At 50.0% G+C, this 25,125-nt stretch carries 25 protein-coding genes; 14 read left to right on the top strand and 11 right to left on the bottom strand.

Translation table 11 applies throughout. From position 1 onward, the window contains the following. The 4 genes from FIM25_RS17300 to metE form a co-directional block, all read right to left on the bottom strand. Positions 1-273 (bottom strand): hypothetical protein (locus FIM25_RS17300; protein WP_218961333.1); only part of this gene is annotated, 273 nt, incomplete at its 3' end. Next, on the bottom strand, positions 245-451 hold the full coding sequence (locus FIM25_RS08420; RefSeq protein WP_139448220.1) for a hypothetical protein: 207 nt from the start codon (positions 449-451) through the stop codon (positions 245-247). The genes FIM25_RS17300 and FIM25_RS08420, both read right to left, overlap by 29 nt. A gap of 91 nt (positions 452-542) precedes the next feature. After that, positions 543-2,216, bottom strand: a complete 1,674-nt coding sequence (locus FIM25_RS08415; RefSeq protein ID WP_139448218.1) for a DEAD/DEAH box helicase — start codon at positions 2,214-2,216, stop codon at positions 543-545. Positions 2,217-2,507: 291 nt separating this feature from the next. Further along, the gene (metE, locus tag FIM25_RS08410; RefSeq protein ID WP_139448216.1) at positions 2,508-4,796 is read right to left on the bottom strand and encodes a 5-methyltetrahydropteroyltriglutamate--homocysteine S-methyltransferase; all 2,289 of its coding nucleotides are present in this window, start codon (positions 4,794-4,796) and stop codon (positions 2,508-2,510) included. Between the two features lie 498 nt (positions 4,797-5,294). On the opposite strand from metE, the gene FIM25_RS08405 reads away from it, so the two are divergent. The 5 genes from FIM25_RS08405 (at position 5,295) to FIM25_RS08385 (ending at position 10,057) form a co-directional block, all read left to right on the top strand. Continuing rightward, positions 5,295-6,650, top strand: coding sequence for an alanine/glycine:cation symporter family protein (locus FIM25_RS08405; RefSeq protein WP_139448214.1), 1,356 nt, complete (start codon positions 5,295-5,297; stop codon positions 6,648-6,650). 284 nt (positions 6,651-6,934) lie between these two features. Then, the gene (locus FIM25_RS08400; RefSeq protein ID WP_139448212.1) at positions 6,935-7,579 is read left to right on the top strand and encodes a TetR/AcrR family transcriptional regulator; all 645 of its coding nucleotides are present in this window, start codon (positions 6,935-6,937) and stop codon (positions 7,577-7,579) included. Then, positions 7,557-8,048, top strand: a complete 492-nt coding sequence (locus FIM25_RS08395) for a PaaI family thioesterase (RefSeq protein ID WP_179953256.1) — start codon at positions 7,557-7,559, stop codon at positions 8,046-8,048. Before FIM25_RS08400 ends, FIM25_RS08395 begins: the two co-directional genes overlap by 23 nt. Next, positions 8,045-9,112, top strand: a complete 1,068-nt coding sequence (locus tag FIM25_RS08390; protein ID WP_139448208.1) for a patatin-like phospholipase family protein — start codon at positions 8,045-8,047, stop codon at positions 9,110-9,112. The genes FIM25_RS08395 and FIM25_RS08390 overlap by 4 nt, the downstream gene beginning before the upstream one ends. 33 nt (positions 9,113-9,145) lie before the next feature. After that, complete coding sequence (locus tag FIM25_RS08385) at positions 9,146-10,057, top strand: 3-hydroxyacyl-CoA dehydrogenase (RefSeq protein WP_139448206.1); 912 nt, start codon at positions 9,146-9,148, stop codon at positions 10,055-10,057. A gap of 318 nt (positions 10,058-10,375) precedes the next feature. Here the strand turns inward: FIM25_RS08385 and FIM25_RS08380 are convergent, their stop codons facing one another. Then, the gene (locus FIM25_RS08380; protein ID WP_139448204.1) at positions 10,376-12,025 is read right to left on the bottom strand and encodes a phosphoethanolamine transferase; all 1,650 of its coding nucleotides are present in this window, start codon (positions 12,023-12,025) and stop codon (positions 10,376-10,378) included. Between the two features lie 133 nt (positions 12,026-12,158). On the opposite strand from FIM25_RS08380, the gene FIM25_RS08375 reads away from it, so the two are divergent. Next, positions 12,159-12,515, top strand: coding sequence for a PilZ domain-containing protein (locus FIM25_RS08375; protein WP_139448202.1), 357 nt, complete (start codon positions 12,159-12,161; stop codon positions 12,513-12,515). A 50-nt stretch (positions 12,516-12,565) separates the two neighbouring features. On the opposite strand, the gene nifS is transcribed toward FIM25_RS08375, so the two are convergent. Then, positions 12,566-13,729, bottom strand: coding sequence for a cysteine desulfurase NifS (gene nifS / locus FIM25_RS08370; RefSeq protein ID WP_139448200.1), 1,164 nt, complete (start codon positions 13,727-13,729; stop codon positions 12,566-12,568). Positions 13,730-13,731: 2 nt separating this feature from the next. Further along, entirely contained in the window at positions 13,732-14,559 is an 828-nt protein-coding gene (gene nifU / locus FIM25_RS08365; RefSeq protein WP_139448198.1) for a Fe-S cluster assembly protein NifU, read from the bottom strand. 304 nt (positions 14,560-14,863) lie between these two features. Here nifU and FIM25_RS08360 point away from each other — a divergent pair, with 304 nt between their 5' ends. The 8 genes from FIM25_RS08360 to FIM25_RS08325 all read left to right on the top strand — a co-directional run bounded on the left by FIM25_RS08360 (position 14,864) and on the right by FIM25_RS08325 (position 18,771). After that, positions 14,864-15,199, top strand: coding sequence for a nucleotidyltransferase domain-containing protein (locus tag FIM25_RS08360; RefSeq protein WP_139448196.1), 336 nt, complete (start codon positions 14,864-14,866; stop codon positions 15,197-15,199). Further along, a complete protein-coding gene (locus tag FIM25_RS08355; RefSeq protein ID WP_139448194.1) occupies positions 15,196-15,594 on the top strand; it encodes a HEPN domain-containing protein in 399 nt (132 codons plus the stop codon). The genes FIM25_RS08360 and FIM25_RS08355 overlap by 4 nt, the downstream gene beginning before the upstream one ends. Positions 15,595-15,648: 54 nt before the next feature. After that, positions 15,649-16,770, top strand: coding sequence for a C45 family autoproteolytic acyltransferase/hydrolase (locus tag FIM25_RS08350; protein ID WP_139448192.1), 1,122 nt, complete (start codon positions 15,649-15,651; stop codon positions 16,768-16,770). A 127-nt stretch (positions 16,771-16,897) separates the two neighbouring features. Beyond that, positions 16,898-17,119 (top strand): hypothetical protein, encoded by a 222-nt coding sequence (locus tag FIM25_RS08345; RefSeq protein WP_139448190.1) that lies wholly within the window; start codon positions 16,898-16,900, stop codon positions 17,117-17,119. 188 nt (positions 17,120-17,307) lie between these two features. Continuing rightward, the gene (locus FIM25_RS08340; RefSeq protein WP_139448188.1) at positions 17,308-17,535 is read left to right on the top strand and encodes an AbrB/MazE/SpoVT family DNA-binding domain-containing protein; all 228 of its coding nucleotides are present in this window, start codon (positions 17,308-17,310) and stop codon (positions 17,533-17,535) included. Next, positions 17,532-17,945, top strand: coding sequence for a type II toxin-antitoxin system VapC family toxin (locus tag FIM25_RS08335; RefSeq protein ID WP_139448186.1), 414 nt, complete (start codon positions 17,532-17,534; stop codon positions 17,943-17,945). The genes FIM25_RS08340 and FIM25_RS08335 overlap by 4 nt, the downstream gene beginning before the upstream one ends. 284 nt (positions 17,946-18,229) lie before the next feature. Next, positions 18,230-18,457, top strand: coding sequence for a ribbon-helix-helix domain-containing protein (locus FIM25_RS08330; RefSeq protein WP_139448183.1), 228 nt, complete (start codon positions 18,230-18,232; stop codon positions 18,455-18,457). A gap of 2 nt (positions 18,458-18,459) precedes the next feature. Next, on the top strand, positions 18,460-18,771 hold the full coding sequence (locus FIM25_RS08325) for a type II toxin-antitoxin system PemK/MazF family toxin (RefSeq protein ID WP_139448181.1): 312 nt from the start codon (positions 18,460-18,462) through the stop codon (positions 18,769-18,771). Positions 18,772-18,867: 96 nt separating this feature from the next. On the opposite strand, the gene FIM25_RS08320 is transcribed toward FIM25_RS08325, so the two are convergent. The 4 genes from FIM25_RS08320 to FIM25_RS08305 form a co-directional block, all read right to left on the bottom strand. Continuing rightward, the gene (locus tag FIM25_RS08320) at positions 18,868-20,286 is read right to left on the bottom strand and encodes a DUF1302 family protein (RefSeq protein ID WP_139448179.1); all 1,419 of its coding nucleotides are present in this window, start codon (positions 20,284-20,286) and stop codon (positions 18,868-18,870) included. After that, a complete protein-coding gene (locus FIM25_RS08315; protein WP_139448177.1) occupies positions 20,277-21,080 on the bottom strand; it encodes an outer membrane lipoprotein-sorting protein in 804 nt (267 codons plus the stop codon). The genes FIM25_RS08320 and FIM25_RS08315 overlap by 10 nt, the downstream gene beginning before the upstream one ends. Further along, entirely contained in the window at positions 21,070-24,072 is a 3,003-nt protein-coding gene (locus FIM25_RS08310) for an efflux RND transporter permease subunit (protein ID WP_139448175.1), read from the bottom strand. Before FIM25_RS08310 ends, FIM25_RS08315 begins: the two co-directional genes overlap by 11 nt. Positions 24,073-24,361: 289 nt before the next feature. Further along, positions 24,362-24,979: a TetR/AcrR family transcriptional regulator gene (locus FIM25_RS08305; RefSeq protein WP_139448173.1), complete on the bottom strand. Its 618-nt coding sequence runs from the start codon at positions 24,977-24,979 to the stop codon at positions 24,362-24,364. Between the last annotated feature and the right edge of the window lie 146 nt (positions 24,980-25,125).

Raw genomic sequence — 25,125 nt, 5'->3', positions numbered from 1 at the left:
GTGCGGAAGCGGCAAAAACTCCCCGCCACAGGCAGGATAAGCTTTTTGATTACCATAGCAGGCCTTGGTACGCTGCCTTTGTGGCGGCTCAGACAGTTTGCCGCTTCTTTCGCACAGGCCTGCAAAGCTCTGATCCGAAACGATTGCAATGTCACTTGCAAATAGCCACGGAGCCTTGCAACAGTACGATGCTGCTGTAATTACAGCATTGGCAGTTCGGAATAAACTGTGCTGAATAATTACCTTATTCTTTATCTTTGCAAAGCTTTTCATCTTCCAGGGGAAAGATAAATTCAGAAAGTTTTTGGCAGAGCTCCTCCGGCCAGACATCACCATGGAGAAAAATTTCGACTTCTTCCGGACTCAGGTTGTTGCGGGCACTGGGGGGCAGGCTGCTTAGGGCTTCCTGTCGTTTTTTTTGTTCAGATATGGGGGGTTTTGTTTTTGACATGTGAACTCCTGTGGGCTGCATTGCCAAGGGCCACGCATGGCATGCGGGGCCCTTTTTTCACCAGTAATCTGTATTTTAACGGACTCAGAAATTATGCACTTTGTTTTCTGTAATCAGGCCGGGCATTTTTGCGAGGTGCAAGGGCTTTTACGGAAACGCTGCGAGTGCCCAAGGGGATATCGCAGACATTTTTTTTAAGAATCGCTGCCACATCGGGCTCCACATCCACAAAGGAAAATTCCCGGCGCATGTCAATTTTACGGATACGGCCTGCCTGAATCCCTGCATTTTTAGCGATAAAACGGGTCATGGATGCAGGGGTCAGTCCGTCCAGGGTACCGGCATTGACAAAGCAGCGGCAAAGGGCATTGCTCCGTGACTGAGCTGGATGATTTTTCTGGAAGGGACGGCCACCACCAGTGACTGGCCTTGCAGAATTCATTGGCGCATCCAGTTTCTCTTGTGTCTGTGAAAGACCGGCAAGGGAAGGGGCGTGGACGGCAAGCAGAGAGCGGATCAGATCTTCTCTGGAGCATGTGGCCATATGTTTTTCTGCTTCGGCAATCAGGCTCTCATCCATGGCCTTGCTGTTTTTAATGGTTTCCGCAAGGTGGGAAAGCTGACAATCCTGAATTTCTCTGGCGTCGGGCAGGGGGGTGGGGATAAAGGCAAGGCCTGTCCTTCTTGCAATACCCGCCATGCGACCACGTTCCTCAGGTGAGATCAGGGCAACGGCAATGCCGCTGTGCCCGGCTCTGGCTGTTCTGCCGGATCTGTGGGTATAGGTTTCTGAAACTTCGGGCAGCCTGTAGTGGATGACCAGGGGCAGTCCCGGAAGGTCAATGCCACGGGCGGCGACGTTGGTGGCGACCAGAAGCCGGAAACGGTCGGCGCGGAAGCGGTTGACAGTGGTTTCCCTCTGTGCCTGGGAAAGGTCTCCGTGGAGGGCTTCTGCTGGCATGCCGGATGCCGTAAGGCGTTCCGTCAGTTCCTGGGATTCTTTACGGGTGCGGCAGAAGATCAGTGCGCGGGCACCGGGATGGGCCTGAAGTACCCGGAGCAGGGCAGGAAAACGATGGCGTTCCCGCATGCAGTGGCAGATATGCTCCAGTCTGTCCGGAGCTTCCGGGCTGTCTTCTGCTTTGATGACGGCAGGGTTTCTCAGGAGAGAGAAAACCTCTGAGCGGATTGAATCAGGCAGTGTGGCTGATACCATGTGACGGGTATGGTTTTCCGGAAGATAGCTCTGGATTTTCCGGATATCTTCAAGGAAGCCGGGGGTCAGCAGTTCATCGCCTTCATCAAGTACCAGTCTTTCTATGCCGGATAGTCTGGCATCCTTGCGCATGACAAGGTCCAGCAGTCTTCCGGGTGTGGCCACAAGTATGGAAGGTTTTTTGGATAAAGCGCGGGCCTGAAGACTGATGCTGGAACCGCCGTAGACTATGCATACGGAAAAGCCGGGTATGCGGGAAGAAAAAGCAGCCAGAGATTCTCCCACCTGTATGCAGAGTTCCCGTGTGGGGACAATGACTAGGCCGCGGAGGGTATTTTTTTCTCCGGTGCTGTTGAGATGGTGAATCATTGGCAGTCCATAGGCAGCAGTTTTGCCCGTTCCCGTTGCCGCCAGAATAAGGGCATCCTGTAAAGGATTTTCCATTAGCGGTGGAATGGCGGCTTTCTGTATGGGGCTGGGTTCGCTGAAGTTCTGTGAATTTAGGGCGTCGAGGATCAGGGGGTGGAGATTAAGTTCTGAAAATGTCATGGATATTCCTGAAGTAAAATGGGGCGTGGCTTACACGCCTTCCGGTTTTGGGGAAATTATCCCGTCCGGCGGGTGAAGGGATGACCCGCACCACGTATTAATGTGGTTATGGGAGGGGTGCCATCCCCGACCTTCAGGAAAAAGAACATGGTGCATGGTTTTTTCAGTAAGGCCCATCCAAAAGCGGCAAGGGGATGTATTATATAAAATAGCGCTGAAGTCAAGGAAAAATATTTTTGTACGATGCTTTGCGGGGGCACCCTTTACGGGTGCCCATTGGGACACACAAAGTCAGGACCTGTATTTTTCCCGGAGCTTCTTTGCCGCATTCACCATGGCCTTAAGGGACTCCTCAGCCTCTTTCGGGCTGCGGGTTTTGAGGCCGCAGTCCGGATTGATCCAGAGCTGTTCCGGCTCCAGTGTGGAAAGCAGGGTATCAAGTCGTAAGAGAATATCTTCTTCTCCGGGGATCAGTGGGGAGTGGATGTCATAAACACCCGGTCCGATATCCCTTGCATAGGGAGTTTTCTTCAGCTGATCCACGAGGGTGAGGGCACTTCTTGCGGCCTCTATGGTTATTACATCCGCATCCATGGCATCAATTGCTTCAAGGATATCTCCGAATTCACTGTAGCACATGTGGGTGTGTATCTGTGTGTCCGGCCGTACGCCGTCGTGGCAGAGATGGAAAGCATTAACGGCATTGTCCAGATAAGATTTCCAGTCCTTTTTTTTCAGGGGCAGCTTTTCCCGCAGGGCAGCTTCATCAATCTGTATTATGGCGCAGCCAGCAGCTTCAAGGTCCAGCACCTCTTCCCGGATGGCCAGAGCCAGCTGAAGCAGGCACTCTGTATTTTCCACATCGTCCCGCACAAAGGACCAGTTGAGGATGGTAACAGGGCCGGTGAGCATGCCCTTTACGGGTTTTTTTGTACAGCCTGCTGCAAAACGCCAGGTGTCTACGGTCATGGGGCAGGGACGTCGGACATCCCCCATGAGGATGGGTGGTTTGACGCAGCGTGTACCGTAGGACTGTACCCATGCGTTTTCTGTAAAAATGAAGCCATCCAGCTGTTCTCCGAAGTATTCCACCATGTCATTGCGTTCAAACTCACCATGAACCAGCACATCCAGTCCCATGTCATCCTGAAGTTTTACGCATTCTTCCGTGCGCTTTCGCAGAAAGGCTTCATACTCGCTTAGCTTAACCTCCCCTTTGCGGTAAAGTCTGCGCATGGCACGGATCTCAGCAGTCTGGGGAAAGGAACCAATACTGGTTGTGGGAAAAGGGGGCAGGTTCAGCCGATTCTGCTGGCAGGACTTTCTCGCTTCGGCATCGGGCATGCGCAGGAAGGACTGGTCCCGGAGAAAACTGGTTCTGTTACGGACTTCCGGTAGTATACGGCCGGGGATTTTTTCAGCCTGCTCAAAGCGTTGCTGGTTACGGAGAAAGATGGGGTGGTTTTCCGGTTTGTTTTCTGCAGAAAGGATGGAAAGCTCCCCAAGTTCCTCCATTTTTTCTTCGGCAAAGGCCAGAATATCCCTGAGCTCCGGCGAGAGTCCGGTTTCAGGGCCAAGGGAGTAGGGCAGGTGCAGCAGGGAGCATGAAGGGGAAAGCCATATGCGCTCTGCGGGCAGATGTTTTGAAATACGGGAAATGATGTCAAGGCTTTTTTTGTAATTGTTCCGCCATACATTGCGGCCGTTTACAATGCCTGCCACCAGTATTTTATCTTCAGGAAAGCCGTCACTTTCCAGTTTCAGGAGGTTGCCTTGACCTTCCACAAAGTCCAGACCGATGGCCTGAACGGGCAGAGAAGAAAGGCTGTCATATACTTGGGTAATGTCGCCGAAGGCGGTTTGCAGCTGTATTTTAACACCGGGATTTTTTTCTCCAAGGCGCTGGTAGAGGGAATGGAAGAAGGCTTTTTCGCTAGCATCCATGTCCAGACACAGGCAGGGCTCGTCCAGCTGCACCCATTTTGCTCCGGCAGCGCCGAGGGCTGAAAGCAGTTGAGCGTAGGCAGGGATAAGGCGCTGGGCACATTTTACAGCAGAGGTCTCCCCGCTGAAGCGGGTCAGGCGTAAAAGGGTATAGGGGCCTGTGAGCATGGGTCTTGTAAGGAAGCCTGCGGAAAGGGCTTCCCTGAATTCTGTGAGGGGTTTGTGTCCGGAAAGCCCGATGCTGCTGCTTTCATCCACTTCCGGCACCATATAATGATAATTGGTTGTGAACCATTTTTTCATGGCAAGGGCGCTGGCCTGATATCCATCCTTTTTATAGCCTCTGGCCATGGCAAAGGTGCGGATCAGAGGGTCCTGGGGCAGGACAGTGAAGCGTTCCGGAATAAGACCGAAGAGAAGAGCTGTATCCAGCAGGGTATCGTAAAAGGAAAAATCATTGGATACGGGCAGATCTATTCCTTTGCTGATTTGTTTTTCCCAGTGAATTTTACGGAGGCTTTTTGCCTGTTCATTGAGATTTTCAGGGCTGATTTTGTTCTGGAAATAGTTTTCCGTTGCTTTTTTGAGTTCGCGCCCACAGCCGATGCGAGGGTAGCCGATGATGGTGGTTTTCATTCTTGAAATCTCCTTTATTTGTTAATTTTTATATCAAGATATATTGATATATTGAATTTGGCAAGAAAAATGTGCTGAACAGCAACCCATGACCTGTTACGGTGTTTTGTCATAAAGTAACTTTTGAAGTTGCTCAGAAGTTACAAAAAAGGAAGTGGTGATGTTTTAAGGAATAAAATCAGACACCCAAAGTCAAAAAAGATGAGAAAAAAACTTGCGTGTACAGCTTATCTGGCTTATATCCCCTTGAATCATGCAAGCATAGCTGTGCTGGATATCTGTCTGTATTTTCAAAAGAGGCGTATTCTTGTGATGTAGAGGTGTGGGTTGCTCAGAGCTATGGGTACAAAAGAGCTTTCTGTTTGACCCTTCCATTATTATGCATTGCCTGAATGCACAGTGAATGATCATTGCTCCCTGAAGATTTGCCGGTGGTTTTTTGAACATGAAATTTTCTGCTGTCTCCCCGGTGAAAGCAATCATGAGAGGATATTTATTATGGAAGCATGGCTGGACAGGCTGGAAACCTGGGTGGATATTGCCGGTGGTTTTGTGTGGGGTGCGCCTTTGCTGGTGCTTCTTGTGGGAACCGGCGTATGGCTGACCTGGGCCTTGCGGGGCATTCAGGTTTCCTCACTCATGCATGCCTTGTATCTGGCTCTGGTCAAACGTAAGGAAGATAAGAAGGAAGAAGGGGATATTTCCCACTTTCAGGCCCTGATGACAGCCCTTTCCGCCACCGTGGGAACGGGTAATATTGCCGGTGTGGCCACGGCCATTGCCATTGGAGGACCAGGTGCCCTTTTCTGGATGTGGGTGACGGGTATTCTTGGTATGGCAACCAAGTACGCAGAGGCTGTACTTGCTGTGGCATACAGGGAAAAGGATGAAAAAGGACAGATGCGCGGCGGTCCCATGTATTATATTGCAAAGGGAGTGGGCTGGAAGTGGATGGCTGTTCTTTTTGCCTTCTTTGCCAGCATAGCCGCCTTTGGGATAGGTAATATGGTTCAGTCCAACTCCGTTGCGGATGCGGTTTTGTCCACCTTTAATATACCCGTATGGGTGACCGGGCTTGTGCTCATGGTTCTGGTGGCCACTGTGGTGCTGGGTGGCATTAAAACCATAGGTCGGGTTACCAGTGTGCTGGTTCCTGTGATGATAGTTTTATATATGCTGGCTTCCATCGCCGTACTTCTGCTTTTTGCAGATCAAATTCCTGCAGCCTTCGGTCTTATCTTTACCCACGCTTTCTCTCCCATTGCCGCCACCGGTGGCTTTGCCGGTTCCGTACTCATGCTGACCATTCGCATGGGTGTGGCAAGGGGTGTGTTTTCCAACGAATCCGGCCTCGGTAGTGCGCCCATTGCCGCTGCCGCAGCGCAGACAGGCCATCCTGTAACCCAGGCCCTTGTATCCATGACCCAGACCTTCATTGATACCCTGGTTGTCTGCACTCTGACAGGGCTTGTGCTTATCCTTACGGGGGCCTGGTCTTCCGGAGCTACCGGTGCTTCCCTCACCGCAGGGGCATTCGAGATGGCCCTGCCGGGCCTTGGATCTTATATTGTCACCATCGGACTTATTCTTTTTGCCTATTCCACCATGCTGGGCTGGTGTTATTACGGGGAAAAATCCATAGAATATCTTTTCGGTGAAAAGGCTGTTTTCCCCTATCGTGTTGTTTATGTGCTTTTTGTGGCTGTTGGTGCCACGCTTAAGCTGGAGCTGGTCTGGGGGCTTGCCGATGTCTTCAATGGGATGATGGCCTTTCCCAACCTGATTGCCCTTCTGATACTGACGCCAGTTGTGGTCCGCTATACAAAGGAATATTTTGAGGAAGTCCGGTCCTGATCGCCGGGGTGGAGGGGTATCTTTATGATGGATATTGCAAAAGTCTGTAAAATATGGTGCCGTGCTACTATCCGGTTTTCTGGCTGGCAGGGAACCGGGAAAAACCATGTTCCGGACAGATCATTAAATGCCCTGTAATCCATTGGATCAAAAGAATCTGTTGTTTTTTGAGGGGGAGCAGGCCAGTTTTTTGGCTTTCTCCCCCTTGTGTTTGATTTTAGGCTTGCGGTGAACGACTGTTTTTATTAAACAGGTGTTCAATAGTTTGCTGGAGGGGAAAAACATTGAGAAAAAGACAGAATGCCCAGGAAAGAAAACCCGTGATACTGGATGCTTTTTATGATGCGATCCGGGAAGAGGGGATAGAAAATGCTTCCGTTGCCAAGGTGGCAGCCCGGGCTGACATCCATCCCAGCCTTGTGATTCATTATTTCGGCACTAAAGAACAGATGCTCATGGAGCTGGTGGACCGGGTACTGGAAGTGTATGGGCAGCTCATTGGCCGCCTGCCCAAGGACGGTCCGGCCGAGCAGCGTCTTCTCGTGATTCTGTCCACCATATGGGGACCTTCCTGGTATGGGGCCGTTGCCCTTTCAGTGGTATATTCCTTTCTGGCCATTGCCCGCAGAAACAGGGAAGTTGCAAGGCGGGTGGATCATCTTTACGGGAGATACCGTCGCTTTCTGGAGCGGGAGGTCCATGCGGCAAAGGATGCGGGTATCATAAGGTCAAAGGATGTGTCCGGTGCTGTGTCCGCCCTGCTGGCCTTAAGTGAGGGTTCCCATTATTTCAGGCACCACCTTGGAGACAATGAAGAAAATCACAGAAAAGCCATGATTCGTGCGGCCCTTGCAATTCTGGATGCCAGCCCTGAAACACTGGCTTTATATGAAGGAGGTTTTGATTGTGGCGGAGTGGACAGCCCTTAAAAATATAGATCCCCATTGTTTTGCCTGTGGTCAGGGAAATGCCCACGGGCTGCATATGCGTTTTTTCTCCGATGGAGAGAGGGTCCGTTCCCGTCTCATCATCCCTGGACATCTTCGGGGCTGGCATACTCTGGTGCATGGGGGTGTACTGGCCACCATACTGGATGAAGCCATGAGCTGGGCTGCCATCCATCTGACCGGGCGTTTTATACTGACCCAGGAGATGACCGTGCGCTTTAAGAAGCCGGTGCGCATTGAAGAGGAGGTTCGGGTGGAAAGCTGTGTGGCGGAACGTATCTCTCCCAGAAAGGCACTATTAAAGGCTGAAATCCGAAACAGTTCCGGAGATATCTGTGCGGAAAGCTCCGGTGTCTTTGCCCTGTTCACGGCGGAGGCTTTTACTCGGATGAATCTTGTGCCGGAGAATATGCTGGATGCCATGAACCAAAGTATGTGGAGGAGTGCATGAAATCCCTTCTTTTTCTGGCTGGTCCAAGGGCTTACCAGCGTATTCGCAGTCAGGGTTTTTCTGTGGGTGACGTGCGGCTGGTTCTGGGTGCTTCGGGTGCGGCCAAGTGGCTGGGTATCCATGGGCTGGATGCGGCGGTTTTTGGTGGTTTTCTTTCTAAGGCCTCCCGTCCCGTTCCCCTTTTCGGAACCAGTATCGGTGCATGGAAGCTGGCTGCAGCGGCAAGAAAGGATTCAAGGGCTGCCTTTGATTTTCTGGCCCATGCCTATATTCATCAGTTTTATAAAAAGCCTGTGCGCAGGCGGCATGTGGATCAGGAAGCCCTGCGCATTGTGGATGCTTTTTTGCCGCCGGGGGCTGCCAGAGAAATCCTTTCCCACCCTGTTTTCAGGCTGCATCTTTCCGTTATCCGGTGCCGGGGGGGGCTGGCTTCGGAAAATCCATTGGCTCTGGCCTTAGGTCTGGGCATGGCCTTCACGGTTAATATGAAGGGACGGCCTGCCTATGTTCGTCGGTTTGAGCGGGTAGTCTTCCATGATCCCCGGGAAGAGGGACTGGTGCATGGAGGTTTTCAGGGGGTAACGCCTGTGCCTCTGGCTTCGGAGAATCTGCGTGCGGCCCTGCTGGCCACGGGCTCCATTCCCTTTCTCATGAGTGGTGTGTCAGGAATTCCCGGTGCGGGTGAAGGAATCTTTCGGGACGGTGGACTTGTGGATTATCATCCTCTGCCGCCCGGCCCCATGGAAGACGGCATTGCCCTTTATCCCCATTTTTATCCTGAGGTGGTACCTGGCTGGTTTGACAAAAAGAATATGAAACGAAGGGCCTCAGCCACGGAACTCAGTGACGTGCTCCTTCTTGCTCCCTCCCCTGAGTATTTGGAAAAACTGCCCTATGGTCGGATTCCCGACCGCAGGGACTTTAAACAGTTTGAAGGCGATGATGCAGGGAGACTGGGTTTCTGGAAAAGGGCCGTGGCGGAAAGTCAGCGCCTGGGAGACGCCTTTCTTGAGGCATGGGAAAAGGGTCGCATTGAAGATCTGGTGCAGCCAATTGCGGATTAAAATTAATTGTTAAGCAAAATTTCAGGAGGCATTATGCAGGAAATCAAGACGGTGCTCATTGTGGGCAGTGGTACCATGGGAAGGAAAATTGCCTTTTTAACGGCAGCGGCAGGTTTTGATACCCGGATTTATGATATCAGTGAGAAGGCCCTTGCTGATGCGCAGAAGGGTGTGGAGCGGATAGTCAGAAGGGCCGTTACCAGAGGTGCAATTGCTGCTTCAGAGGAAGAGGGGGTTCTGGCCCGTATCTCTTCTTTTACGGACATGGCTCTGGCTGCAAAAGACGCGGATTTCATCAGTGAATCCATACCCGAAGATCCTGCCCTTAAAGGACGCGTTTTTGGTGAACTGAATAAGTTGTGCCCGGCACATGCTATCTTCACCACTAATACCTCTTCCCTCATGCCCTCCATGTTTGCCGATGCCACAGGCAGACCGGATCGTTTTGCCGCCCTGCATTTCCATAATCCTGAGGTAGACCGCATCGTGGATATCATGCCCCATCCCGGCACCTCAAAGGAAACCATGGCAGCCATACAGGATTTTGTGAAGGCCATCCGTATGATTCCCATTGAAATGCACAGGGAAAATCCGGGTTATGTCTTTAACTCCATGTTCATGTCCCTGCTGGGCTCGGCCCTTACACTGGCGGCAAGGGGGGTTGCCAGCCCTGAGGATGTGGACCGCTCCTGGATGGGTGTGATGCAGATGCCCATAGGTCCCTTTGGTATGATGGATCAGGTGGGGCTTGAGACCGTTTGGAAAATTACCGATTACTGGGCTTCCGTTACCAAGGCTTCTCAGGCAAAGGCCAATGCGGATTACCTGAAGCCCTTTGTGGATGAAGGAAAGCTTGGGGCAAAAACAGGTACGGGTTTTTATACCTATCCAGCTCCTGTCTGGGGACAGCCGGATTTCCTTGAAGGTGGTCTGGCTTCCGGCTGATTTTTTTTGGCTTTGAATTAAATGGATGTTCATTTTGCTTTATAAAAAGGGTCTTTTCTTTAAGGGAAAAGGCCCTTTTCACTTATGCCTTATACTCCAAGCGGTCAACCGTGAAACATTAATGGGTTTTCTGTAGGGGCAACCCCCTGTGGTTGCCCAAAACCAGGGCAGGCACGGGGGCCTGCCCCTACAATATCGTTTCAAGACTGCCCCATGTATCAAGAATGACCACGCAGAGTATAAATCGATATAAAATTTTTTACAGGCTGAATTAAAAGTCACTCTATGTCATAGAGCCTGACCCTGTTAGCCTTTTTTTTACCGCATGAGTTCAATTTCCTCAATGCTGCCTTCCTCTGTAATGCGGAACCTGAGATACCCGCTTCTTCCAAAGGCAGCCACGCCGTTGACATAGAAAATACCCTCTTCTTCTCCGGGATTGATGATTCGTGTGCCGAGCAGTTCGGCAGTATAAAGGCTGAGCTGGTAATGGGTGATGACCTTCTCTTCCCTGATTTTCCCGGTGAAGCCGGGATCTGCATGGATACCATAATAAATAAGGGGGACTTTGAAATTTTCCATGTCCATGTGGTTATGGCCCCACAGACCGTTTTCTCCAAACATTTCACCATGATCTGATGTTATGAAAATATAGGAGGGGGGACTTTCCGGCATGGTCTTGAAATATTTTATGACCTCATCATAGAGCCAGTCACTGTAGAGGATGGAGTTATCATAGGTATCGATGTGGTTTTGTTCCCTTGTCGGATTTTCCGAGGAGAAAACATCAAATTCCGGGCGGTGGCTGTAATTTACGGCATAGGGACTGTGGGAGTTTCTCTGGTGCAGTATGATGAAGTTTTTGTCGGAAAGTTCGAGCTGATGCAAAAGTTCTATGATGCCATCGTCTTTTTTTCGGGAAAAAAGGCTTCTGTGGTGGTCAAAGGCGGCAATAAAATCGATGTCCTTAGTATTAACCCCATTCAGGCAGTTGATGTTCTGGGCTGATATATAAAAGGTTTTGAAGCCCTGCTTTTTTGCCAGTGTAAAGAGGTTGGTATTCTGATTCTGTACGGGCTTTGTATCCAGGGGATGATACTGGGCCGTATAAAAGGCGGGAAGGGCAGAGCGTGTCGCATTGGCTGCAGAAATACCCAGTTTTGTAATGAGCTGGTCCGTTTCTGCGGCAAGGGCATCCAGATTCGGGGTTGTTTTTCTGGGATAACCGTAAAGGGACATATGATTGGGCGTGGCACTTTCTCCCATGACCACAACCACATTCATTTTTTCATGGAGAAGTGGGATGTTTTCGGTCTGGTAGGGAGGAAATTCAGGCAGATTTTCTGTATCCTGTCCGGGGATCAGGATAAAATTCAGCCATGCGTAATAGCTTTGCAGGCTGTTTGCAAGGGAAGGGTCAGATATTACAGGGAAAAAACTGAAAATGTCATCGGAATCACTGTGGACTTTCATCCTGATTCCGGGGAAGATAAGAATAAGGGCCACAAGAATTGTCATGAAGGGGAGTTTAAAACGGGCTTTTTTTGTGGCATAAATAAGCAAAAAGGCAGAAGCATAGGGAAGAAGGGCAGACAGGGGAACAAAATACAGGTTTTTTGTGCTGGCAAGGGCTTCCTGGCTTACATCTGCAGCCTCGATGAACATCTGATGAATCCAGAAGGGATTGATGTAATCTCCAAAATAGGCAAGGGATGCGAACTGTGTGATTTCAAGCAGGCAGAGAAGACCTAAAACAACGGCAATGAAGGTGTGGCTTCTGCATGCTGCAAGAAGGAGGGCAAATCCGAAGAATATCCAGTAATATTTTTCGCTGAACCAGATGACATTGCTTGGGCTGAAGCTGTTGAAAATGAGTGCGGGAAGCATTAGGCAGAGGGCAATGGCAAGGGCGAGAAGTCCATGGATACAGAGACGGAAGCTTATGCTTTTAAGCTTATCAATATTCATAGTTCACTTTTTCATTGTGTTTATGTTTTTCGGTAAGGCTTTTTTAAATCCGTTGACCGGATGAAGCCGAAGCCTGTATTCCTTTATCTTGGTTTTGTTTCTTCCTCAACCCCTTAATACATAAGGATTCTCCATGATAAGAGAAAACCGTAAATGGCCCAGGGTATATTTTTCCGCAAAGGATGAGGTGGCCGGTGAAATCCGGATTAAGGAAGAACTCATTTTTTCTGCCCGTGTTTTGAATATCAGTGAGGGTGGTCTTGCCCTAAGCCTTGAGACTGAACCGGAAACTTCCTTTAAGCGAGGGGATCGTTTTCAGCTGAAAGCTCTTAAGGGTAAGGAAATGCTGGTCCTGACGGCTCCTGCGGTGATGGAGGTGCGATGGGTAACCGTTTATGAAGGTTTTAAAAAGACGGGGCTTGGATGCGCTTTTCTTTATATGATTCCACCGGACAGAAACCGTATCCGCCGCTTTATGGAAAAATGCTGAATAAAAAAACCGCCCCTGAAGGAGCGGTTTTTTTATTTGACATCATGGTCTCATGAGTCCGACCAGAAGGGTGACATATCCCTTAAGCGTTTAACAATGGGTGGAAGTTTTTCAATGACAGTATCCATTTCAGCCTCTGTATTGTAGATGCTCAAGCTGAAACGGATGGTGCCGTGGGCTGCAGTATGGGGAACGCCCATGGCCCGGAGTACATGGGAGGGTTCAAGGGAGCCCGATGTACAGGCGGAACCGGAAGAGGCACAGATGCCATACTGGTTCATCATCAGGAGGATGGCTTCTCCCTCAATGTATTCAAAGCTGATGGAACAGGTATTGGGCAGGCGGGCATCCAGATCTCCGTTGACAAAGCATTTGGGAATACGGCTGAGAAGCTCCTTTTCTAAGCGGTCCCGCATGGCCCTGACCCTTGTGTTTTCTTCGGCCATTTTTTCTTCGGCCATAAGGCAGGCCCTGCCCAGACCGATGATGGAGGCCACGTTTTCCGTGCCAGCCCTGCGACCATGTTCCTGATGGCCCCCAACAATGTAAGGTGTAAAGGGGGTCCCTTTTCTGATGTACAGGGCACCAACACCTTTGGGCGCATGGAGCTTGTGTCCGGACAGGGATAAAAGATCAATGGGCATGGTTTTAAGGTCCATGGGAATCTTCCCCACGGCCTGTACCGCATCCGTATGGAAAAGAATGCCCTTTTCCCTGCAGAGTTTTCCGATGGCTTCCACGGGAAAGAGGGTGCCGGTTTCGTTGTTGGCCCACATCATGCTGACAATGGCTGTATCTTCATCCAGGCTTTTTTCCAGCAGATCCATGTTCAGTCTGCCCCGTGTGTCCACGGGAATGGTTGTTATGCGAAAGCCTTCTTTGGCAAGCTTTTCAAAAAGGGCCTTGATGGCAGGATGTTCCACCGTGGAGGTTATCAGGTGCTTTCTTTCCGGAAAGGCCCGGAGTGCGGCATGGACTGCTGCTGCGTCTGATTCCGTGCCGCAGCTGGTGAAAAGAATCTCATCGCTGCTTGCTGCCCCCAGAAGGCTTGCCACCTGCTGTCGGGCCGTCTGGATTTTTTGGGCCACCTGACCACCAAAGGTATGCATGGATGAGGGGTTGCCATAAAGCTCTGTAAAATACGGGAGCATGGCCTCAATGACCTCATCGGCCACTCTGGTGGTGGCATTGTTGTCCAGATAAACAGGGGTCATTTTCAGGCCTCCTCCACCACAAGGTCATGGGCCACGAGGTTACGCAGTCTGGCTTCCACGTGGTCTTTCAGGGTTATACGGCTTCTGGGGCAGGTGGCACAGGCACCCTGAAGACGAACCAGTACCCGGTTGCCGTCCACGTCCACCAGTTCAATATTGCCGCCATCCCTTATCAGTGCCGGTTTGATTTCGACTTCAAGGGTTTCTTCAATTTTACGTATTTTCTGGAGATTGGTCAGTCCGGCAGCCGGTTTTTTCGGCTCCATAATGGAGATTCCCTGACTTGCTTTGATGATATTTGAAATTTCTTCGTGGCAGTTGCCGCAGCCGCCACCGGCCTTGAGGTAGCCTGTGACATCCTCTAAGGTTTTCAGGCCCTTTTCCTTCACGGCCCTCTGGATGTCCACGTCTGTCACGTTAAAGCAGTGGCAGATAATTTCTCCTTCCAGTACCTTTTCCGGCTCGCCCCTGTAGTAGGCAATGGCTTTTTCCAGAGCTTCCTGTCCCATGACCGAGCAGTGAATCTTTTCCTTGGGAAGACCGCCTAGAAACTCTGCTATGTTTTCGTTGCTGATTTTTTCGGCTTCCTCCAGGGTCTTGCCTATGATCATTTCCGTGAGTGCGGAGGAAGATGCAATGGCACTGGCACAGCCAAAGGTTTTGAATTTAGCTTCGGTAATGGTTTTATCTTCTCCAAGGCGGAAGGTTAGTTTCAGGGCATCGCCGCAGGCAATGGAGCCTACTTCACCGATTCCGTCCGGATTTTCTACTTCGCCGACGTTTTTTGGGTTCAGAAAGTGTTCCCGAACCTTGTCTGTGTAATCCCACATACGTGTTGCTCTCCTATGGTTGTCCGCCCTTTGTCCGGGCAGGTTGGCAGTCCAGCTTCCTTATAACCCAAGAAAGTATAAGTACGGAATGAAAAAATAACAGGTGCACATGGGAAAAATGTCGGATCTTTTGAAAAAATAAGGATATTGTGGGGTATGTCCCGAAATGAGGGGGGTGCAGCAGCCGTTTTTCCAGTAGCTTTTTTTCCATTGTCTGCGCATCTATTCCCGGCTGGATTCTTTGTCTGGATGTTGTATAATAAAATAAACAGATTAAAAACCTTACAGGGGAGAACCTCACACAATGACGGAAACCATCGAAGCCCTGAAAAAAGAAATTATCCGTTGCCTTCAGCCCATGGACCCGGAAAAGGTAATCCTTTTCGGAAGTCATGCCTCCGGGACAGCTACGGAGGACAGTGACATTGATCTTTACATTGTCACAAAGGACAATTTCATCCCTTCCACATGGGAAGAAAAAAGAAAACTGGCAAGGCGTTACTCCCGTTCCATACAGGATATCCGAAAAAGACGAGGGATTGATCTCATTGTCCACACCCGCACCATGAGCGAAAATTTTATCAAAACAAACAGCTCTTTTTCCAGGGAAATCCACGAGAAAGGACAACAACTTTTATGAGTACTCCGAACAGGTGGATGGCTGCGGAATGGCTGAAAGCGGCAAAGGACGATATCATGGCCTGTGAACAGATATTTCCCTGTGAGCATTTAAGCCATATCACCGCATTTCATGCCCAGCAAGCCATAGAAAAATCCCTCAAGGCACTTCTGGAATACCGATTTGGACATATCCCGAAACAGCACGATCTGATCACACTGAAAAACCGTATTGCACCGGATTTTCTTGAGGAACATGAAGACACGCTTGAAGATCTCAACGATATCTATATTAATGCAAGGTATCCGGGGGATCTTGGCCTGATGCCGGATGGCAAACCTTCCATGGAAAGCGTCGGAAAATTTCTCGAACTTGCCAGAAATCTTTATGCCATGGCAGATGATCAGATGAGGTAATGCTTGAACAGGAGAGGTGCTGTTTTATTTGACGGTACTTTTAAAGGAGGGGGCATGATCACCGGACCCCATACCCGTTTTGAAGGCGGGGCACTTTACAGATCCGGAAAGCTGGCTGTGCTGGATCTGCACGGATCTTTCCATGCCATGGGCAGGCAGTACGGCAGTCTTCTTGCCAAAGAGCTGCAGGAACTCTACGGTCTGGCCATAGAAAATTATTTTCTGAAGGAAAAGGGCCTTTCTCCGCTTCTTATGGATCAGACGGCAGAGGCCTTTTATGCATTCTATCCGAAACGTTTCAGGGATATTCTTACCGGCATGACAGAAACCTCAGGGCTTTCCCTCGGCCAGCATCTCCGCCTCAATGCCCTCGAACTTTACGGCGTTCTGATCGGGTGTTCCGGAATTTTTGCCTGGGGGGATTTTACCGGCGGTGGTCCCCTTGTGGCTGGCAGAAATTATGACTGGTTTGACTCATATGCAGATTTTGCGCAAAAGCTCACCGTGGCTGTCTGGCATCCGGATTCCGGTATTCCTTCTGCCACCATCACCTTTGCCGGGGTTGTTTACATGACCACGGGCATGAATGCGGACGGTCTTTTCATGGAGCTGAACAACGGGCTGCCTTCGGGCGGAGGACTGACCTATACCAACCGGGTCCCCGCCATTGTCAGTCTCATGGGCTTTCTCATGGATTACAAGGGTATGGAGCAGGTGGATGCGGCCTTTCATTCCACCAGACCGGAGTTTACCTTTATTATTAATGTGGCCGATGCCAGCAAAGCCTTTGCCTATGAATGGACACCCTTTGATATGAAGCGCCGGGACGGGGACAGTGGGGGGCTGCTGGTGGCCACCAATCATTTTGTCCATCCTGCATGGGGGCTGGCCCTGCAGCCGGATACCGGATTTGAGTCCCCCCTGCGGAGGGACAATCTGCTGAGCCTTGGTCACAGCCACAGGGGGAAAATGGATGCCAGCACCATGATGGCCCTTCTGGATATCCCCATGGATCAGGGCGGGGCCACATGGCCTGAGGAAGGAAAGATCCGTACGGTGTATCAGGTTGTGGCCGTCCCTGCGGAGCGAAGCCTCATGGTGAAGGTGCCGGGATATCAGGACTGGACGGGTGTGGATCTGAAGCCTTTTTTTAATCTTGCAAAAAATAAGTCATAGACCACCGACAAAGCCGGTGGCTTGAAAACATGGAACTGCTCAAAGCGGTTCAAAAAACAGGGGGCACCTAAACGGAACATCGAACTGGAGCGGATTTTCACCGGATGAGGCGGGTCTGGAACATTTTTTGTATGAGCGGAGCTGGCCCATCGACAGAGAACCGGGCCTGCGGATGAAAATCTGGCGGGCGGCCAGAGATTCCGGCGGCAACGCCTATGACACGGGCCAGACCATGCGGGACGAGGCCTGTTTCTGGATAGACAGCCGATGGGGCCTGTGCCGGGGATGTCAGGTCTGGATGACCAAGGGCGCATCCATCAGCCTCCCCACCTTTAGCACGCTGGGATAACCCCCTGCGCCAGACCCGACCCGGCAAGAAGCTGCGTTGGACGACTTCGCTGATCCGGCTTTCGGTAACCATCAGGCGAAATGCATAAATCCGCCCCCTGACCCTGAACGATGATGCCATAAATTTCGTTGACAGTCTCCGACCTCAGTATTACCATTACCGGTAATACTTAAAAGAGAGGTGAGGTTATGAGGGTAACCACAAAAGGTCAGGTCACAATACCCCAAGACATTCGTGAGAAGCTGGGAATAAGCCCTGCAACAGAGGTCGATTTCATCGAGGAGAAGGGACGCGTCTTTTTGGTAATACGAAAAGAGGAGAAGTCAGCCATAAAGAAATTTGCAAAACTACGTGGTTTGGCGACCGTCAAAATGACCACCGATGAGATCATGGCGCTGACGAGGTCGGATAAATGAATGGCGTTCTCGTGGATTCGAACGTCATCTTAGACCTCTTCCTCAATGACCCGAATTGGGCCGACTGGTCGGAAGCTGCGCTCGCCAGTGCCAGTCAGAGCTCAAGGCTCTACATAAATCAGATCGTTTATACCGAGGTATCAATTGCTTTTGAAAAAATAGAGGAATTGGAATCAGCCCTGCATACAGGTGGATTTCACTTGTTGGAGATTCCAAAAGAAGCGCTGTTCTTAGCCGGAAAAGCTTATCTTCTCTACAGGAGAGGCAAGGGCACCAAACGTTCACCCTTGCCGGATTTTTATATTGGAGCACATGCTGCGGTACTTGGTATGGATTTGATCACCAGGGATGAGGGCAGATATCGGACTTACTTTCCTACCGTAAAGAGGATATGCCCTGTGAAACCATGATGGAAGGGCATCGAACCACCGCATCCACGCAGACACCGAACGCTGGGCGGCCCGTTTTTCATGCGCCGCCAGTGTTTCCGGGGCTTTTCTTGTCCGGGAGTGCAGCATTTTGCCTAAGCAGGAATCAAGCAAAAAAGAGGTAAGGCTTGAAGGGGTGTTTTTTTATTTGACAGTATTTTAAATACCTGCCCCCTCTTGTCTCCTTGGCTTCTAGGAAAACCACTTTGACATCCATTATAATGTGGATATTATAGCTATTATTATCCCTGTTCTGGAGGTGGTCCATGAAAACCGTACAGATGACCCTTGATGAAGATCTTGTAAACGCTGTTGACCAAATCTCGAAAAAACTTCACACAAGCCGATCTGCTTTTACAAGAATGGCATTACGAGAGGCACTTGATCGTTATAATATCAAAGAACTTGAACGTAAACATCAAGAAGGGTACCGGCAGCATCCTGTTTCTCCTGATGAATTTTCAATTTGGGAATCCGAGCAGTCTTGGGGTTAAGAATGAAACATGGTGAAATCCGTTGGTATAAATTCGCCCATCCAGATAAAAAGCGTCCGGTTCTTATTCTTACACGAGATTCGGTATTGAAATATCTTGGTGAGGTAACTGTGGCACCAATCACAAGCACTGTCCGTGGTATTCCATCTGAAGTTTTTCTTTCTCAAGCTGATGGTATGCCTCGTGATTGCGCTATAAATTGTGATCATTTACAAACTGTCGCAAAAGCAAAAATCGGCTCCCTTATTACAACTTTAACAAAAAATAAGATAATTGATGTGGGGCAGGCAATTCGGTTTGCCCTTGATATCTGAGGTAAAAATACAAAACTTGAACAATAAATTTCTGTCTGTGTGATTTCTTTAGTGATTTGTCCTGTTATTTCCTGCCCTTTCAGTTCAGAATAGTTTTCAGAAAATCACACTGCCCCTGAAAAAGGTGAAATCCTTATCCCTGAACTGGCCGAACACATCCCTTTCACCGCCACCGCTGTAAAAAAATGCCCCTGCGGTTAAAAGGGTGTTGCTAAAGGGCCTCCACGATGCTTCCACCTGATGCTGTCTGTCCTGACTGTTCATCCAGGTAAAAACCCGCCAAAGGGTGCTGATGCGGGAGTCAAAGGCGCTGTACTTCATGGTAAAGCTGGCCCCTTGGGTGTAAGCATCCCTTTCCATAAATTTTTCATGGTCGTGTATGTACACACCCAAATACTGGACATTGACAAAAAGATTGCGGAAGAAAAGGTCGTTTCTGTCTACGCCCATGAGAAATTCTCCCTTCTGCTTTTCTGCAAGGCCCTCGGGAAAGGTATTCAGAAGAAGAGGATTTTTTTCAAAATCCATCATTTCGTAATGGCCCTTTGTCTGCCATGCGCCCTCTGTGCGGAAAACCCAGGCACCTGCACTGGCTTCAAAATCTGCCCCGAAAACCACGGCATCACTGTGAAACCATGAAAGCGTAGTTGCCGCAGGCGGTATATCCATATCATAAGGCGGGTTTTCCATGGGAATCTGGCGGATCACCCCGGAGACCTTCAGCATTGGCATGGGGTCTTTTCCCCGCCATGCATAGAGGGAGGCATCGGCCCTTTTCAGGGGCAGGCCGATCTTTAAGCCTATGGAACTCTGGCCGTCCCAGGTCCAGTCATCATCGCTTTCGATGATGCGGCCCCCTGCATCGCTGAACTTCTGCAGACGCATGGAAGTGAAGTAACTTCCATGGTCCGGCATGGCAGATCCCACAAAAACAGGCGACCAGAAGGCTTCCACCCTGAGTCCTCCCGGCATGGCGGATTCTACAAAAAGACCCGTGAGGCCAGATTTGCGATCGTTTTTGTCGTAGTAGAGAAAGGCCCGCATATCTTCAGGGCAGATGCGGTCCATGGGCCGGATTTCATCCCCTTTGCCCCAGTGCAGGATTTTTCTGCCCGCACTGAAGGAAAGATAGGTTTTTTTGAGATAGCCCTGCTGCTGGAAATAAAGCTCCCTGATATCTCCTGTGAATTCATCCTTGTTTTCTATATCCTGATAATCTCCCCTGAGCCTTGCCACAAGGCTTGTATTTTTCATGTGTGCTTCCATGAGAAGATCCAACCGGTTTGTGGTCTGAACATCATGGGGATCTTTCAGGCCATACCAGATAGAAGGTCTCAGCTCTCCTTCAAGCCTGAACCGCTGTGTCATTGAAACAGCAGGCGCTGTTTGGGTACTGCCGGGCAGGGAAGTTCCGAGCAGTTCAGCAAAATCAAAATCCCCATCCTCGTCCATGGCTATGGCGGAAGCTGTCAGAAAAAGAACAAGAAGCAGTATGGAGATTTTTTTCATCGCCATGCGTCCCCCATTCTGTCCGGGTCAAAGCTTGCATTGCCCAGTCCTGTATTTATCGTAACTTCAAGGATTTCCATTGTGGTGGTGTGGCTGGTCCTGAGATCTCTGGCCACGGTGCGGAAGGGAATATGAATCCCTTCAATTTTCTGCACCTCACCCGCCACAATCACCCTTTCTAATCGGCCATCCCTGCCGAAAAAACGTACCTGAAGGGGCAGATAGTTTTCCTTGTCTATCCAGCTGAGCTGTCTCGGATAGCGTGCGGAACTGTCTTTGGCTCTGGATTCCACACGGAAGCACTCCCTTTCGTTAAAAACGGCATCGCTTCTGCGCTCGTGCATATAGTCATCAAGTTTTCGTCCTCCCAGATCCTCATAGGAAAAATCCGTATCTTCAAAGGCATTCTGACTGTCACCCACGGCTATTTTTCTGGCCCGTCCCAGGGCTGGAATGTAGAGGTACTGGTCATTGTCCCTGTTTTCATTTTCTATGGTCAGAAAGGTGGTCCCCCGTTTGATGGAGTCGAGAAAGCGCATGGCATAACGGTCCGTTGCTCCATAATTTTTCTGGCGTATGGCCACCTGCCGGGTATCAGTGACCCTTTCACCTGCCAGCAGGGTCATGGAGGCCAGTATGGACAGATCCTTTTCCGGTCTGTTGAATTCCTCTACCTTTTCGGCAATGATCCGGCCTTCTTTTCCGGCTGTTTCCGGATTGAAAGGGCCGATATCTGCGGATGCAGAACCTGTACCCAGTACAAAAAACAGAAGGGCTGTCATGATGGTTTTAAGCTGCATGGTATTCTTCTCCTTGGTCTGGGGGGATATGGGAAGGTTTTTCACTTAAAGTGTTTTTGTTTTTCCGGCCTGCTTCATGGATTTTATGGAGTCTGGATTCCGCAAGGGTGAGGGCTGCTGGAAGCAGGGTCATGGCCGCAAGGGCAGAGCAGATCATGGTGATGGAAATCAGGATGCCAAGATTTATTAAGGGAATGAAGGCGGAAGCCAGAAGCACAAGAAAACCCGCTGTCACGGCTGTTGCGTTGAAGAAAATGGCCTTACCCGTCCCCTGAGCCGTGTGGAGGATGGCTTCTATGTGGCCCAGCCCCTGACTTCTGGAATCCCGGTAATGCACCAGATAATGAATCCCGTAATCAATGCCTATGCCTATGGCCACACATGCCGTGATGGCCGTGGCCACATCTAAGGCAATACCGGCAAAACCCATGATGCCGAAGGTAACTGTGATGGTGAAAGCTAAGGGAATCAGGCTGAAAAAACCGTAGATAAAGGATTTCATCAGTCGGGCCACCACGAAAAATACCAGAAAAAAGGAGATGGCGATGGAGCCGATCTGTCCCTTCACGATGAGCTGGTTGGCTTCAAGGTAGAGGGTACCGGGGCCTGTAACCTTAAAGGTCATGTTTTTGTCCCGCAGAATTTGTCCGCCGGGGCCTTGGAGAAAATCCACAGCGCTTCGGGTCACTTCCCGGACCACCGTACTGCAGGCGGTTTTCATCTGAATGCCAAGGGCAGCTTCTTTTCTGGAAGAATCCATGAGGCTCCGGGTATCCCTTCTCTGGTATTTGTCCATGTAGGCCTCATACTGGGCATGGAGGGCTTCCGGGCTTTTTTCTCCGGCAAGGTCTGCCATCTGCGGCAGTCTGTAGCGGGAGGGGTCATTATCAAAAAAGGCCTGATTCATTTTTTTAATAAAATCCGCAGGGCTGACAATTTTACCAATTTCAGGATGGGTCTCAAGAAGTTGCCGGGATAGCTTTTCCATGAGTGCCACGATTTCAGGATTCAGGGCATCGCCTGGGTTTTCGCCCGAAAGAATCAGCGTGAGGCCGGAAGTGCCAGCAAAATGATCGTTGATGAAGGTATCTGCCATGCGTATGGGGGCGTCTTTTTTAAAAAATGTGATGTTATTCATCTCTACCCGAAGCAGCATCGCCCCTGTTATGGATACGGCAAATACGGCAAGGTAGAGGAAGGTAACGGTTTTAGGTTTCCGGCAGCTGAAAAGGGAGAGGGCCGAGAGCATCGGATTTTTGCGGGCCGGGAGACTCTTTTTTTCAGCCATGGAATTATCCCGGCTGCGGAGCATGAAGGCCGGAATAATGAGAAGGGCAAGGATAAGGGCAAAGGCAATACCAAGGCTTATGAAGATACCGAAATCCCGCAGGGGTATAATGCGGTTGACGGCAAGGGAGGCAAAGCCAGCCATGGTTGTGAGGCCGGCCATGAGAACTCCGCCGCCGGTGAGGTTGAGTACCCTGCGTGCAAGGGCATTTGGATCAGGGTTTTCTTTTCTGCCCTGCTGAAAAGCGTGGGTGAGGTGAATGGCATAGGCCGTTCCGACAGCCACGAGAAGCACGGGAAGGGCAGAAGAGACAATGGAAACTGGAATACCGGCATAACCCATGAGGCCAAAGCACCAGACAAGGGAAATCAGTACCGTCAGCATGGGATAGAGTACGCCGGGCAGATTGCGGAACATGAGAAAAAGCGATGTTATGACCACAAGGCTCACCACGGGAAAGAGCCAGGTAATGTCTTTTATCATGAGGGTTCCGATTTCATTGTCCACCACAGGTTCGCCAGCCATATGATATGTGAAGTCTGTATCTCCAAAAACATCTTCCAGAATTCTGGAAACCTCGCCAAGGAGCAGGGCCTTATTCTCTTTGTTGAGGTTGGATGCGGTTTTTACAAAAAGAAGGGTGGCTTTTTCATCGCTACTGTAAAGGGTTCCTTTAAAAAGGGACCAGCCCTGAAGTCTTTCCCGGAGCAGTGCCGGGCTGTCCGTTTCCGGGTTGAAGATGCGGCCTGTGCGGATCTGTTTTGGAGTGCCTGCCATGGCATGATGAAAATCTGTAATGAAGGCCGGATCTCTTAGGGATTGCTCGCGGATCTGGCGGAAAAAGTCCGGAGCGATGTTCGTTTCAGGTCCTTTTCCCCTGTATTCCATGAGAAAGGTCCCTATGCTTTCAGGACGGGTCAGGCCCTTTTCCAGCATCAGACTGGCCAGCCTGCGTCCGGAAGCCGTATCTGCAAAACCTTTGTTTTCAAAAAAGCTGTCGATGGCATCAAAGAAAGAAAATTCAGGCCATACCGTGTCGCTTTCCATGATGGAGGAAATCTGATCCACCCAGATCCCTTTATTGAAGTCCCGGTTGTCTGTGGGCTTATGGATGATGCCCATGAGTTCTTTTCCGAAATCCGGATTCAGGGTGGCTCTTTCCGAAAGTCTGCCTGCTACCCGGCGGATGTCTTCCGTATTAATGGAGGTATAAAGATCAAAGGGGATGGATTCCCTTAGGTTTTCTTCCATTTCATATGTATCTGCAAACAGGTCGGGATGGGGGATGAAGTCTTTGCCCTCAATGGCAGCGAGGTTCTGAAGAAAGGCCGTAAGCACAAGGGCCTGATTCAGGGAGATGCCCAGTTTTTTTTCTATAAGGCGGGCAGGTATGGTCTGGTTGCTTTTTAAAATCCGGTTTCCTGCTGTCTGAAGTTTTTCGGGCAGCAGGGGGTCAAGGATGCCCTTTTCCGAGCCAATGGAAATGACTATACCCGTTGTGGAACCGAAGGTTTCCTGGGTATCCATGAAGATGGTTTTCTCCCGGTTGCTGTCCGGGAGCATGAACATGATGTCATTTTCTATGGTGAGTTTTCCCATGCCATGGGCAAAAAAGACTGTAATGAGACTCAGGCAGCTGATCAGCAGCTTGAAGTTGCCTGCAGCGGGGAGAATAATATCGGCAAGCTTTTTTTCTTTCACCATCAGCCTTTTCCGTTTCTTGACTGACTTGTCAGTCACTTGCTGGTTTTAAAAAAACTGCCATTTTCCGGGCAGTGGTGTTTCCATGCTCTGCATCTTATACTCCAAGCGGTCAACCGTGAAACATTAATGGGTTTTCTGTAGGGGCAACCCCCTGTGGTTGCCCAAAACCAGGGCAGGCACGGGGGCCTGCCCCTACAAAAGAGGGCCGAAAAAACCTTCGCTGGGGCAGGCCTTCAAGCCTGCCTGCATCAAAATATTCGTTCGTATGGGTCTTGTCTGACCATGCATTTCATTGCTGGGACTGCAGTGCAAGCCCGTGTAGTATGAAAGAGGTCATATCATCGGCAATTACATCAATATTAAGGTCTTTGCGCATGACCATAAAAAAGAAGAAACTGCGTTCTACAAGGCCTACAATGAAAACGGCTGCTGTGTCCGGATTGGGAATGCCCAGCATGTTCTGGCTGCGACCATTGGCAATTTTTTCACCGAGAAGCTCAATAAAACGGATGATAAGATTTTCGTAAAGTTCCTTGAACAGCCCGCCCTGACCTATGCCTTCCCTGAGAACAATTTCAGCGGCTTCGGCATTGTTTTTAAAGACCTTCAGCGCACTGAAAACCATTTGCCTGAGGCGGCTGTTTAGCTCATCTATGGTTTTGCTTTCAAAGATGTTGTGGTCTGCTTCAACAATGCCACTGAAACTGTCCATGAAGTTTCTGCAGATTTCCCTTGCGATGTCTTCCTTGGATTTAAAATACAGATAAAAGGTGCCCTGGGCCAGACCCGCAGCGGAAACAATGTCCGATACACGGGTTTTCTGAAAGCCCTTTTCCCTGAAGATGGCTATGGCTGCATCCAGGATATTTTGCCTTGTGGTGGCTTTATGTGAAGCGGTGACTGACATGTCAGTTTTTTACAAAATCTCTTGTTTCCTGTCAATTGTTTTTTTAGTCATGGGTCTTTAGGGTCTTTAGGGTCTTTAGGGTCTTTAGGGTCTTTAGGGTCTTTAGGGTCTTTAGGGTCTTTAGGGTCTTTAGGGTCTTTAGGGTT

Origin of the sequence: Desulfobotulus mexicanus (assembly GCF_006175995.1) — a bacterium.
GTDB lineage: Bacteria > Desulfobacterota > Desulfobacteria > Desulfobacterales > ASO4-4 > Desulfobotulus > Desulfobotulus mexicanus.
The sequence above is the reverse complement of the archived record's forward strand: the minus strand, read 5'-3'. Positions and strand labels throughout refer to the sequence as shown.

Excerpts from the sequence above, each read along its gene's own strand:
- FIM25_RS08420 (WP_139448220.1), bottom strand. The coding sequence starts at position 451 with ATGTCAAAAACAAAACCCCCCATATCTGAACAAAAAAAACGACAGGAA.
- FIM25_RS08415 (WP_139448218.1), bottom strand. The coding sequence starts at position 2,216 with ATGACATTTTCAGAACTTAATCTCCACCCCCTGATCCTCGACGCCCTA.
- metE (WP_139448216.1), bottom strand. The coding sequence starts at position 4,796 with ATGAAAACCACCATCATCGGCTACCCTCGCATCGGCTGTGGGCGCGAA.
- FIM25_RS08405 (WP_139448214.1), top strand. The coding sequence starts at position 5,295 with ATGGAAGCATGGCTGGACAGGCTGGAAACCTGGGTGGATATTGCCGGT.
- FIM25_RS08390 (WP_139448208.1), top strand. The coding sequence starts at position 8,045 with ATGAAATCCCTTCTTTTTCTGGCTGGTCCAAGGGCTTACCAGCGTATT.
- FIM25_RS08385 (WP_139448206.1), top strand. The coding sequence starts at position 9,146 with ATGCAGGAAATCAAGACGGTGCTCATTGTGGGCAGTGGTACCATGGGA.
- FIM25_RS08380 (WP_139448204.1), bottom strand. The coding sequence starts at position 12,025 with ATGAATATTGATAAGCTTAAAAGCATAAGCTTCCGTCTCTGTATCCAT.
- FIM25_RS08375 (WP_139448202.1), top strand. The coding sequence starts at position 12,159 with ATGATAAGAGAAAACCGTAAATGGCCCAGGGTATATTTTTCCGCAAAG.
- nifS (WP_139448200.1), bottom strand. The coding sequence starts at position 13,729 with ATGACCCCTGTTTATCTGGACAACAATGCCACCACCAGAGTGGCCGAT.
- nifU (WP_139448198.1), bottom strand. The coding sequence starts at position 14,559 with ATGTGGGATTACACAGACAAGGTTCGGGAACACTTTCTGAACCCAAAA.
- FIM25_RS08360 (WP_139448196.1), top strand. The coding sequence starts at position 14,864 with ATGACGGAAACCATCGAAGCCCTGAAAAAAGAAATTATCCGTTGCCTT.
- FIM25_RS08355 (WP_139448194.1), top strand. The coding sequence starts at position 15,196 with ATGAGTACTCCGAACAGGTGGATGGCTGCGGAATGGCTGAAAGCGGCA.
- FIM25_RS08350 (WP_139448192.1), top strand. The coding sequence starts at position 15,649 with ATGATCACCGGACCCCATACCCGTTTTGAAGGCGGGGCACTTTACAGA.
- FIM25_RS08340 (WP_139448188.1), top strand. The coding sequence starts at position 17,308 with ATGAGGGTAACCACAAAAGGTCAGGTCACAATACCCCAAGACATTCGT.
- FIM25_RS08335 (WP_139448186.1), top strand. The coding sequence starts at position 17,532 with ATGAATGGCGTTCTCGTGGATTCGAACGTCATCTTAGACCTCTTCCTC.
- FIM25_RS08330 (WP_139448183.1), top strand. The coding sequence starts at position 18,230 with ATGAAAACCGTACAGATGACCCTTGATGAAGATCTTGTAAACGCTGTT.
- FIM25_RS08325 (WP_139448181.1), top strand. The coding sequence starts at position 18,460 with ATGAAACATGGTGAAATCCGTTGGTATAAATTCGCCCATCCAGATAAA.
- FIM25_RS08320 (WP_139448179.1), bottom strand. The coding sequence starts at position 20,286 with ATGGCGATGAAAAAAATCTCCATACTGCTTCTTGTTCTTTTTCTGACA.
- FIM25_RS08315 (WP_139448177.1), bottom strand. The coding sequence starts at position 21,080 with ATGCAGCTTAAAACCATCATGACAGCCCTTCTGTTTTTTGTACTGGGT.
- FIM25_RS08310 (WP_139448175.1), bottom strand. The coding sequence starts at position 24,072 with ATGGTGAAAGAAAAAAAGCTTGCCGATATTATTCTCCCCGCTGCAGGC.
- FIM25_RS08305 (WP_139448173.1), bottom strand. The coding sequence starts at position 24,979 with ATGTCAGTCACCGCTTCACATAAAGCCACCACAAGGCAAAATATCCTG.